Genomic DNA, 10,688 nt, shown 5'->3' with positions numbered 1-10,688 from the left:
TTTTTGGACCTGCAGGTTTAGACGTCTAATCCAAATGGTGTTGCGTCCTTTGGCACTCGCCCCGGTTGGGGTGACACCAAATTTTCCCATGAGGTTTTCGTGACCAGGGCTTTTCCAGATCTTCGTGCGAAAAACCGGGAATTTGGTGTCTAGCCCGTTCGTCGTGACACCAAATTCCCACCCTGCCCCTTGGCGACCTGGGGAAACGCCGACGGTGCTCCCCAAAAACAAGGAATGTGGTGCGCGGGTCCCAAGCCCACCTGAGCAACGTGAAACCCCGCCGCGAAAGCGGCGGGGTTTCATTGGTCGGGATAACAGGATTTGAACCTGCGACCTCTTCGTCCCGAACGAAGCGCGCTACCAAGCTGCGCCATATCCCGTGGGCACCTGGTTACTTTACTCCTGTGCCCGCGAAAAACAAAAGCCGTGGTCAGGACCGCTCCGTGATGTGGAGGAGCGCTGCGGATGGCGGGCAGAAGATCCGTACGGGGGCGTATTTGGAGGTGCCCAGCCCGTTGGAGACTTCCATCCACATGCGGCCGAAGCGGTGGAGGCCGGAGGCGCGCTCGCGGTCGATGTCGGCGTTGGTGACGATGGCGCGCTCGCCAGGTAGGCAGATCTGGCCGCCGTGGGTGTGGCCGGACAGCGCCAGTTGGTAGCCGTCGCGCTCGAAGGCGTCGAGGACTTCCCGGTAGGGGGCGTGGAGAAGCGCGATGGAGAGGTCGGCGTCGGGGTTGGGGGCGCCGGCGATGGTGGAGTAGTCGTGCAGGTTGTGGTGTGGGTCGTCGACGCCGGCGAGGGCGAGGCGGACGTCGTTAATTTTGAACTCGAGGCGACGGTGTGTGGCGTCGTGCCAGCCGTGCTCCTGGAATGCGGCGCGCATGCCTTCCCAGGGGAGGTCGACGTAGGAGGGCTCCCGCTTGGTGCCGAGGAGGTACTTGAAGGGGTTGACGGGGCGGGGCGCCCAGTAGTCGTTGGTGCCGAAGACGAAGGCGCCCGGGACGTCGAGGAGCGGGCCGAGGGCCTGGAAGACCCAGGGCACGCCCTTGGGGTCGGAGAGGTTGTCGCCGGTGTTGATCACCAGGTCCGGTTGGAGTTCGGCGAGGCTGGAGACCCAGGCGACTTTGGCGCGTTGGCCTGGGATCATGTGGAGGTCGCTGACGTGCAAGATGTCGAAGGAGTCCCGCCCGTTGAGGGTGCCGGGTGGGAGGAGGGGGAGGGTGTATTCCTTCAGGCGGTAGTTGTTCAGCTGGCTCACGCCGTACGCGGCGGTGGCCATGCCGGTCGCAGCGATGACGCCGGCGGCACGCGTGAGGCGTTTGAGGGAAGTATTCACGCGTCCTAGCGTACAGATGGACTACGCTTTCCCACATGAGTGAATTGAAAGCACAGCTGCGCGCAGACCTGAAGACCGCGATGAAGGCGAAGGAGAAGGAACGCACCGGCACGATCCGTATGTTGCTGGCCGCCATCCAGACCGCTGAGACCGAGGGTTCGAAGCACGAGGTGGATGATGCGGAGATCTTGAAGATTATTGCTCGCGAGGTGAAGAAGCGCCGCGAGTCCGCGGAGATTTACGCCACGAACGGCCGCCAAGAGCTTGCCGACGCCGAACTCCACGAAGCCGAAATCCTCGAGGCATACCAGCCCGCCCAGCTCACGGACGAGGAGGTTGACGCCCTGGTGGAGGAGGCCATCGCCGAGGTCGGCGCTGAGTCCATGGCGCAGATGGGGCAGGTCATGAAGGCTGCGAACGCGAAAGCCGCCGGCCGTGTTGACGGCAAGCGGCTCTCCACGGCGGTCAAGGCCCGCCTGAGCTAGGGATGAACTAGGAACCAGCCTTATTGGAAGACGTTCGTGAGCGCATCGCGGGCGTCGTTCAGTGACTGCTGGATGCCGTCGAAGTCGACGGCGGGGGCCTGCGTGCTCGTTGGTGGCGGGGTGGACGCCGACGGCGACGCGGTGGGGGAGGCGGCGCTGCCGTCGGACACGTTGAGGGTCACCATGGTGCCCTGCGTGAGCGCCGGGTTGGCGGGGATCGCGGCGATAACGTTGCCTGCGGGCGCCCCGTTGCCGAAGACGGTTTGGGTGGTCACGTTGAACCCTTGCGCCTGGAGCTGCTGCTTCGCGGTGGCGGCCGGGAGGCCGACGACGGCGTCGAGCGCCGACTGCTTCGTGCCGCGCGTGTAGGTCGCGTTCGTCGGCGGCAGGCCTGCCGCCGCGGCGCCGGGCACGCCGTGGGCGGCTTGGAACCAGGTGCGCGCGGCCTCGTTGCCGCCGAACAGGTTGCCTGCGGAGCACTGGCGCACCGGGCCGGTGCACAGCGGGGTGGTCTGGGTGCCGTCATTGAAGATGTATGGCGCGCCGGCCATCCCGCGGGTGAACCCGAGGAACGCGGAGGACTGGTGGGACTCCGTGGTGCCGGTCTTGGCAGCGACGGGTGCGGTCCACCGGGAGGCGGCGGCTGCGTCCTTGGCGGTGCCGTCGATAGTGTCGTGTGACATGCCGAGGGCGAGCGCGCCGGCGATGTCTGGGTCGATGACTTGCTCGCACGGCGGGCGCTGGATGAACACTTCCTGCCCGTGCTTATCCACGACGCTCTTGATCGGGTTCGGCTCGCACCAGCGGCCACCCGCGGCGAGCGTGGCGCCCACGTTGGACAGTTCGAGCGGGTTCACGGCGGTTGGACCCAGCACGAAGGAGCCCATGTTCTCTTCCTTCGCGGCTTGGGCGACGGAGCGGCCGTCGCCAAACGTATTGGGTTCGGTGTAGGAGCGAAGGCCCAGGCGCACCGCCATATCCACTGTTGGGGTGACGCCGACGCTCTGGATGAGCTCGATGAACGAGGTGTTCGGGGACTGAGCTAAGGCGTCGCGTAGCGTCATCTGCGGCGGGTAGACGCCGGCGTTCTCCACGCAGTAGGCGCCCGGCGGGCAGCCGGCGGCGCCGCCCTTGCCCATGCCGTAGACCACGGAGCGCGCCGGGGTGTTCAGCATGGAGTCGAGGCCGTAGCCCTGCTCGAGCGCTGCAGCCGCCGTGAAAATCTTGAACACGGAACCGGCGCCATTGCCCACCATGGAGGTCGGCTGCGGCATGATCGTCTGGTGCTTCTCCAGCTCGAGGCCGTAGTAGCGCGAGGATGCCATCGCGAGGATGTCGCGGGAGTCCGCGCCGGGCCGGATCACGTTGAGGACCTCGGCCACGCCGTGGGTGGCTGGGTTGACGTTGTTACGCACCGCCTGCACCGTCGAGGCCTGCACCGCCGGGTCGAGGGTGGTGGTGATGGTGTAGGAGCCGCGCTCGATCTCGTCGAGGCTTAAGCCTTTGCTCTCCAGGTACTGCAGGGCGTAGTCGCACATAAAGCCTGCGTCACCGGCGGTGATGCAGCCGTCCGGCAAACCCTTCGGCTTGTCCACCACGCCCAGTGGGGTCGCCGCGTAGCGGTCCGCTTCCGCCTGCGTGAGGTGGCCTTCGTTCACCATGTTCTGCAGCACGGTGTTGCGGCGCTGCGTCGCGCCCTCCGGGTTCGTGTACGGGTTCAGGTACTCCACGGACTGCAGCAGCCCCACCAGCAGCGCCGCCTGCGGCGGGTTCAGTTCAGCGGCCGGGATGTCGAAATAGATGCGGGCTGCGGCCTCGATGCCGTAGGCGTGGTTTCCGAAGGAAACTAGGTTGAGGTAGCGGGTGAGGATCTCGTCCTTCGTCAGCGTCTTGTCCAGGTCGGATGCCATGCGCATTTCGCGCAGCTTCCTCGGGATCGACTGCTCGGTCGCCGCCTGCGCCTCCTCGTCGTTACCTGCCTCCACCAGCCACAGGTAGTTCTTCACGTACTGCTGATTAATTGTCGACGCCCCCTGCTCGACACCACCCGCCAGCACATTGGTCACCATGGCCCTCGCGAAGCCCTGCATATCAACGCCGTCGTGCATATAAAAGCGTCGATCCTCTGTGGAAACCAGCGCATGTTTTACATGCGCTGAAATTTTTTCGCTTGGAACCTCGTATCTACGCTGTTTGTATAACCACGCAATGGGGGTGCCGTTGACGTCCGTAACGGTCGTGACACCGGGGACATCGCCGTGTGTCAGGTCGAGCAGATTCGACTGCATTGTATTCGCGGTGCGCGCAATCGCGAGGCCCGTCAGGCCTGCGACCGGCGCCAAACACAGGGCAATCGCCAGCGCAACGGCGCAAAGGCCGAGCAAAAGGTTTCCAAAGGAACGAAGTGCAGTCACACCGTTACCTTAAATGAAACGCGGGAGAGAGTGAATAGGACGCCCCCACCTTTCATGTGATGCATTTTACAAGGTGCATACCCTGTGAATACACTTACAAGCGCTTAATGGGTCTAAGTATTATACTTTGCCTCCGCTTGAAAGGAGACCGATTCATGACTGCCACTCTTGGAACCGCGACGTACGAGGACACCCGCGCCATTCCGCGCCGTGTGAACTCTGCTGGGGATCTTGTGTTTGACCGTGGGGAGTGGATTACGCGTGCAATCTGTCGCACAGGTGACCCAGATGCTCTCTTCGTGCAAGGTGCCGAGCAGCGCAAGGCCGCAGAAATTTGTCGACGCTGCCCCGTCCAACTCGAGTGCCTCGCCGAGGCCCTCGAAAACCGGGTCGAGTTCGGCGTGTGGGGCGGCCTGACCGAGCGCCAGCGCCGCGCCGTCCTGCGCAAGAACCCACAGGTCAACGACTGGGGCGAGCACCTCGTCGCCGGCCGCGAGATTATCGGCCTCTAGAATTCGTCTAGGGTAGTGGCCATGACGAAATGGGAATACGCAACGGTTCCGTTGCTCACACACGCCACGAAGCAAATCCTGGACTCCTGGGGCGAGGACGGCTGGGAACTGGTCACCGTCACCCCAGGGCCGACGCCGGACAGCGTCGTCGCCTACATGAAGCGCCCGCTGGAGTAGGCCATGGCACACACCGATTGGGCCGCGCGCCTTACCGAACTCGGCATCACCCTGCCCGCCGTCGCCGCGCCCGTCGCGGCCTACGTTCCCGCGGTGCAGACCGGCAACCACGTGCACACCTCCGGGCAGCTCCCATTTATCGACGGCACCCTGCCCGCCACCGGCAAAGTCGGCGCGGACGTCTCCGCCGAGGACGCCTACGGCTACGCCCGGCAGGCCGCCCTCAACGCGTTAGCTGCCGTCGATAATTTGGTGGGCCTCGAGCGCATCAAGCGCGTGGTGAAAGTCGTGGGCTTCGTCGCCTCCGACCCGGCCTTCACCGGCCAGCCCGGCGTGATCAACGGCGCCTCCGATGTCATCGGCGACATTTTTGGCGATGCCGGCGCCCACGCCCGCTCCGCCGTCGGCGTTGCCGTGCTGCCGCTCGACAGCCCAGTCGAAGTGGAGCTCGTCGTCGAGCTGCAGTGATACCGTGCGGTGCCCCTAAGCGGGGGAATCGCGTTGTTTCGCAGCAAATTCCGCGCGCAAGGCGGTAGGGTGGGTGGCATGCAGCATCCCGCTTATAGTCAGTTGCGTCCTGTAACGGCATCCGTCGCGGTCGTTCTTGCGCCCAATCCAAGCTACGCGGCGCTCGAAGGCACAAACTCCTGGGTTGTGCGCGACCCCGAAGACGAGTACAGCATCGTCGTCGACCCGGGCCCAGAAGACGAAGGCCACCTCAACGTCCTGCAGTCTAAAGCGGACAAGGTTGCCCTCATCCTCCTGACTCACCGCCACCACGACCACGCCGACGGCGCCCGCCGCTTCTCGCAGCTCACCGGCGCCCCAATCCGTGCTCTTGACGCCCGCTACACCCACGGCGCCGAGCCACTCACCGATGGCGAAATCATCTCCATCGAAGGCGTCTCCCCCAAGATCCAGGTCGTCGCGACCCCGGGTCACACCGCGGACTCTACCTGCTTCTTCGTCTACACCCACGACGTCGAAGACGACCAGCTCGAAGGCATCATTACCGGCGATACCATCGCCGGCCGCCACACCACCATGATCTCCGAAACCGACGGCGACCTGGCCCAATACCTAGAAACGCTGTCCATGCTGGAGCGCCGCGGCAAGAACATCCCGCTGCTCCCAGGCCACGGCCCCGACGCCCCGGACCTCTCCGCGTTCGCCCGCAAGTACATCGACCGCCGCGAGCAGCGCCTCGACCAGATCCGTGAGGCCCTGAAGAAGTACGGCGAGGACGTAGACATCAACACCCTTGTCGACGCCATCTACGACGACGTCGACCCAGTCCTCCGCGGCGCCGCGGAACAGTCCACGCGCGTCGCCCTGCGTTATCTGAAGGAACACTAGTTGTTCGTGTTTTGAGTTCTAGAGCCCTAGTTGCCTTAGTCGTGGATGCTGGCAGCTAGGGCTTTTGTGTTGCCTTTGGTGCTTGGCCCAATCTGCTCGGCACCAGATTCCGGGATTTCAACAGGCCGGTCTGCAAAAGCCCAGGTCGCCGAAGCCGAGTGTGGGAATTTGGTGCACACTCCCAGGGCTCCAGTGCCAAGGGACGCAATCCAGAAGAAACTAGACATTCAAACAGCCTGGTAGTAAAAGGGCTATCCAAAATAAGGAGCGTCCTTTGGCACTGACGGTGAAAGAGGTCCCCACAAGTGCAGAAGAAAACCCCCGGGGAAGGCCCGGGGGGCTCACAAAACAGGCAAAAACTAGAAAAGCAGCCTACCGCGCGCGGCGGGCGAGGTGCTCCGTGTTCACGATGACCACGGACTTGCCTTCGAGGCGGATCCAGTCGCGGTGGGCGAAGGTTGCCAGGGCTTTGTTGACGGTCTCGCGGGAGGCGCCGACAAGCTGTGCGATTTCTTCCTGGGTGAGGTCGTGGTTCACGCGCAGGACGCCGCCTTCCTGGGTGCCGAACCGGTTGGCCAGCTGGAGGAGGGTTTTGGCAACTCGGCCGGGGACGTCGGTGAAGATGAGGTCGGCGAGGGACGCGTTGGTGCGGCGGAGGCGGCGGGCCAGGACGCGGAGGAGCTGCTGGGAGATTTCAGGGTGGTTGTCGATCCACTTCTTCAGCAGCGTGGAGTCCATGGTGGCCGCGGTGACTTCGGTGACGCACACTGCGGAGGAGGTGCGTGGTCCTGGGTCGAAGATGGACAGTTCGCCGAACATGTCGGAGGGGCCCATGACGGAGAGGAGGTTTTCGCGTCCGTCGGGGGCGTGGCGGGCGAGTTTCACTTTGCCGCTGATGATGATGTAGAGGCGGTTGCCGGGTTCACCTTCGTCGAAAATGGTGGTGCCGCGGTTGAATGTGACTGTTTCCATGTCTTGGATCAGTGCTGCGACGGCCGCGGGATCCACGCCTTGAAATATGCCCGCGCGGGCGAGAATTTCGTGTGCGCCTTCCATGAATCCTCCTTGTGGACGGGTGTGACAGTCCGTGTCGGTTGTCACGTTAGCTCTTGAAGTGTGCGTGAGTCACACCACACTGGAACTGTACCACTAGTCGACGACTGCGGACTCTAGGTGTTCCATTCCTATGGTGAACAGCCCGAGAATGAGGGGAATCGCGACGACTAAGAGTACTGCCATGCGTCCATCGTATCGCTTACCCCGTTAAGGTGAGAAAGCATGTCTGGTTCGTTGACGCCGCAGCAGCGGCGGGTCCCTGGTAAGCATCCGGTGTTGAAGGGGGAGGAGTCGCCGTTGACGCGGAAGCGTCGCGCGCGGAGGATTAATCGTACGCTGGCGAAAGCGTTCCCTGATGCCCATGCGGAGTTGGATTTTTCGAACCCGCTGGAGCTGCTGGTGGCGACGGTGTTGTCGGCGCAGACGACGGATGTGCGGGTGAATCAGGTCACCCCCGCGCTGTTCCGGGCGTACCCGACGGCGGCGGATTATGCGGCGGCGTCGCAGGCGGAGGTGGAGGAGATCATTCGCCCGACGGGCTTCTTCCGCGCGAAGGCTGCGAACTTGATTGGGTTGGGGCAGAAGTTGGTGTCGGATTTTGGGGGTGAGGTGCCGGTCGCGTTGGAGGACCTGGTCAGCTTGCCGGGGGTGGGGCGCAAGACGGCGCACGTTGTGCGGGGGAATGCGTTTGGGAGGCCGGGGCTGACCGTCGATACGCATTTTCAGCGTTTGATGCACAGGCTGAAGCTTATCGACGCCTCCTTGGGCTCGAATGCGGTGAAGATCGAGCAAGCTGTGGCTGAGTTGATTGAGCCTTCGGAGTGGACGATGTTTTCGCACCGGATCATTTTTGAGGGCCGGAGGGTGTGTCATGCCAAGTCGCCGGCGTGTGGTGTCTGCCCTATCGCGTACGATTGTCCCAGCTTTGGTCTGGAGGGTCCGACGGATCCTGCTGAGGCGGCGAAACGTGTCAAGGGCGAGATGGAGCAGGTGTGAGCGCGAGTAGGTCGGTGGTTGCGAGCGTCGCTGCGATTGTGGTGGTGTCGGCGCTGGTGGTTGGGGGTGCGTGGCAGTTGTTGCAACCTGGGGATCCGGCGCAGCCGGATAACCAGCCCGCCACGACGGCGCAGGTGGAGCAGCGCCCGGATTGCCCTGGGCCCACTGTGGCGGGTGTCGCGCTGCCGTGTTTGGGTGGGGGCACGGGGCAGGAGTCGGAGTCGGGTCTGACGGTGGTGAACGTGTGGGCGTGGTGGTGTGAGCCGTGCCGCGCGGAGTTGCCGTTGTTTGATGCGTTGGCGGAGGCGCACCCGGACGTGCGCGTGGTCGGGGTGCATGCGGATGGTAACGCTGCGAATGGGGCGGCGTTGTTGGGGGATCTGGGTGTCGATGTGCCGAGTTACCAGGACAGTGAGAATGCGTTCGCGGGCGCGTTGGGGCTGCCTGCGGTGGTGCCGTTGACGTTGGTGTTGCGCGATGGGCGGCAGGTTGGGTTGTTCCCGAAGGAGTTCGGCTCGCTGGAGGAGCTTGAGGAAGCGGTGGGGCTCTAGTGCTTATCGACGTCCTCATCCTCATCATCGTGCTCGCCGCCTGTGTGAGCGGTTGGCGTCGCGGTGCGTTTTCGGCGGTGCTGTCGGCCCTGGGGATCGTGGCTGGCCTGACGCTCGCGGTGGTGGGGGTGCCGCCGTTGATTCAGCGCGCGGACGCGCAGTGGGTGCGCGTGGCGGTGCTGATTGTGGTGGTTGTGCTGGTGGTCTGCCTGGGGTCCTTCGCGGGATCGACGGTGGGTGACTGGGTGCATGACCGGTTCCGACGGAAGGCGGCGCAGCGTCTCGATTCGCTGTTCGGTGCCCTGTTCCAGGGGGCCGTGGCGGTGGCGTTGGTGTGGTGCGTGTGTATGCCGTTGGCGGCGTCGTTGCCGGGGGCGTGGGCGAAGCACTTGCAGAGCTCGCGGGTGCTCACGCAGATTGATGCCGCGATGCCGGCGGCGGGCAAGCAGTTGCCGTCGCAGGTGGCGGCAGTGCTGGCGGATTCGGGTCTGCCGCCGCTGATTTCCCCGTTTGCCTCGGATGGGCACGCGGAGGTCGACGCCCCGGACCCGTCGGTTGCGCGCCCCGAGCTTGTCGACGCCGTCCGCGCCTCCGTGGTGCACGTGATGGGGGACGCGGAGTCCTGCAGTCGGCGGCTGATGGGCTCCGGCTTCGTGATCGAGGACGGCTACGTGCTCACCAACGCGCACGTGGTGGCGGGTACGGAGACGGTGTCCTTGGACACGGTGCTTGGGGTGAAGAAGGCCAAAGTGGTCTTCTACGACTCGGAGGCGGACATCGCGGTGCTGCACGCGGAGGCGCTGGGGATCGCGCCGCTGCGCTGGGCCGAGGGCACGCTGCGCACCGGCGACAGTGCCTTGGTGATGGGTTTCCCGGAGTCCGGCCCGTTTGAGGCGATGCCGGTGCGGGTGCGCAACCAAGTCAGCCTGTCTGGCCCCGATATTTACGCGAAGCGGCACGTGCAACGCCAGGTGTATACGATCCGCGGCAATATCCGTCAGGGCAACTCGGGTGGGCCGATGCTGACCCCGTCCGGCGGTGTCGCGGGCATGGTGTTCGGTGCCTCTGTGGACGCCACGGAGACCGGTTACGTGCTCACCGCGCAGCAGATCCTGGAGCGTACGGGCGAGATCGCTGGGCTGCGTGAGCAGGTTGGTACGGGGGCGTGCGTCGGGCGCTAGCTACATGCGGGCTTCGATGCGCGCGAGTTCCAGAATGTAGGGCAGCGCGTTGGTGATGTGGGTGCCGTCCCGGCGCAGGCGCAGGTGGTCGGCGGTGGCGTCCTCGGGCTGGTTGCGTAGCAGGTCACGCAGCCACAGTTGGTCGAAGAGGGCCGGGAAGTGGCGGTAGAGGGGCGTCGGCACAAAGGCGGCTTTGCTGCCGGTCCATGGTGCTGAGGTGTGGCGCGTGACCAGGTGCGGGGAGCGTTCCCGCAGCGTGTTCGTGATCACGGTGGAGGCGCCAGCGCTGATCACCTCCGCGGAGTCGTGGCCCAGCGTGTGGATCGCGCCCTTCAGGTCACCGGCGTGCAGCAGGAGGGCGTCGCCGCTGCGGCGCACCGGCTTGTCGGACAGGCCGCAGCCACGCAGGTCGAGGGCTGCGACGTGATAGCCGGAATCGGCAAAGTCGGCGATGCGGTTGCGGTAGTCGTACCAGCCGCCGAACGCGCTGTGCAGCAGCAACAGCAGCGGATTCGTAGGGTCGCCCGCGACGGCTGCATGCAGACGCAACCCACGAGTGTGCAACCACTCGTGGGTGAAGGGACCAGGTAGGTCGATGGCCGAAGGGGACGTCGAAAAGTGTGG

12 protein-coding genes and 1 tRNA gene are annotated in these 10,688 nt (G+C 64.6%); 8 read left to right on the top strand and 5 right to left on the bottom strand.

Translation table 11 applies throughout. The features are described from left to right. Window positions 1–303 precede the first annotated feature (303 nt). Window positions 304–380 (bottom strand) — tRNA-Pro (locus BJP05_RS09905). Between the two features lie 50 nt (window positions 381–430). Beyond that, window positions 431–1,279 (bottom strand): metallophosphoesterase, encoded by an 849-nt coding sequence (locus tag BJP05_RS09900; protein WP_070363616.1) that lies wholly within the window; start codon window positions 1,277–1,279, stop codon window positions 431–433. 92 nt (window positions 1,280–1,371) lie between these two features. On the opposite strand from BJP05_RS09900, the gene BJP05_RS09895 reads away from it, so the two are divergent. Further along, on the top strand, window positions 1,372–1,821 hold the full coding sequence (locus BJP05_RS09895; protein WP_070363259.1) for a GatB/YqeY domain-containing protein: 450 nt from the start codon (window positions 1,372–1,374) through the stop codon (window positions 1,819–1,821). A 20-nt stretch (window positions 1,822–1,841) separates the two neighbouring features. Here BJP05_RS09895 and BJP05_RS09890 read toward each other — a convergent pair whose 3' ends face one another. Further along, entirely contained in the window at window positions 1,842–4,235 is a 2,394-nt protein-coding gene (locus tag BJP05_RS09890; RefSeq protein ID WP_070363258.1) for a transglycosylase domain-containing protein, read from the bottom strand. 155 nt (window positions 4,236–4,390) lie between these two features. Between BJP05_RS09890 and BJP05_RS09885 the strand changes: the two genes are divergently transcribed. From BJP05_RS09885 to BJP05_RS09875, 4 genes are all read left to right on the top strand, one after another. Next, window positions 4,391–4,747 carry a WhiB family transcriptional regulator gene (locus BJP05_RS09885; RefSeq protein ID WP_083329365.1) on the top strand — a complete coding sequence of 119 codons (357 nt, stop codon included), beginning with the start codon at window positions 4,391–4,393 and terminating at the stop codon, window positions 4,745–4,747. 21 nt (window positions 4,748–4,768) lie between these two features. Continuing rightward, the gene (locus BJP05_RS11185; RefSeq protein WP_145945277.1) at window positions 4,769–4,924 is read left to right on the top strand and encodes a DUF4177 domain-containing protein; all 156 of its coding nucleotides are present in this window, start codon (window positions 4,769–4,771) and stop codon (window positions 4,922–4,924) included. 3 nt (window positions 4,925–4,927) lie between these two features. Then, complete coding sequence (locus tag BJP05_RS09880) at window positions 4,928–5,392, top strand: RidA family protein (protein ID WP_070363257.1); 465 nt, start codon at window positions 4,928–4,930, stop codon at window positions 5,390–5,392. A 78-nt stretch (window positions 5,393–5,470) separates the two neighbouring features. Continuing rightward, a complete protein-coding gene (locus tag BJP05_RS09875) occupies window positions 5,471–6,280 on the top strand; it encodes an MBL fold metallo-hydrolase (protein ID WP_070363614.1) in 810 nt (269 codons plus the stop codon). 372 nt (window positions 6,281–6,652) lie between these two features. On the opposite strand, the gene glxR is transcribed toward BJP05_RS09875, so the two are convergent. After that, complete coding sequence (glxR, locus tag BJP05_RS09870) at window positions 6,653–7,336, bottom strand: CRP-like cAMP-activated global transcriptional regulator GlxR (RefSeq protein ID WP_070363256.1); 684 nt, start codon at window positions 7,334–7,336, stop codon at window positions 6,653–6,655. A 222-nt stretch (window positions 7,337–7,558) separates the two neighbouring features. Between glxR and nth the strand changes: the two genes are divergently transcribed. Genes nth through BJP05_RS09855 form a run of 3 tightly spaced genes read left to right on the top strand, consistent with a single transcriptional unit; the run spans window position 7,559 to window position 10,064 of the window. Continuing rightward, window positions 7,559–8,332, top strand: a complete 774-nt coding sequence (gene nth / locus BJP05_RS09865; RefSeq protein ID WP_070363255.1) for an endonuclease III — start codon at window positions 7,559–7,561, stop codon at window positions 8,330–8,332. Further along, entirely contained in the window at window positions 8,329–8,883 is a 555-nt protein-coding gene (locus BJP05_RS09860) for a TlpA disulfide reductase family protein (RefSeq protein ID WP_070363254.1), read from the top strand. Before nth ends, BJP05_RS09860 begins: the two co-directional genes overlap by 4 nt. Further along, window positions 8,883–10,064 (top strand): MarP family serine protease, encoded by a 1,182-nt coding sequence (locus tag BJP05_RS09855; protein ID WP_070363253.1) that lies wholly within the window; start codon window positions 8,883–8,885, stop codon window positions 10,062–10,064. The genes BJP05_RS09860 and BJP05_RS09855 overlap by 1 nt, the downstream gene beginning before the upstream one ends. Here BJP05_RS09855 and BJP05_RS09850 read toward each other — a convergent pair whose 3' ends face one another. Then, entirely contained in the window at window positions 10,065–10,613 is a 549-nt protein-coding gene (locus tag BJP05_RS09850) for an alpha/beta fold hydrolase (RefSeq protein WP_070363252.1), read from the bottom strand. Window positions 10,614–10,688: the final 75 nt, after the last annotated feature.

The sequence above is a fragment of the Corynebacterium sp. NML98-0116 genome (assembly GCF_001767255.1).
GTDB lineage: Bacteria > Actinomycetota > Actinomycetes > Mycobacteriales > Mycobacteriaceae > Corynebacterium > Corynebacterium pseudogenitalium.
This window is presented reverse-complemented; position numbering and strand designations above follow the sequence as displayed.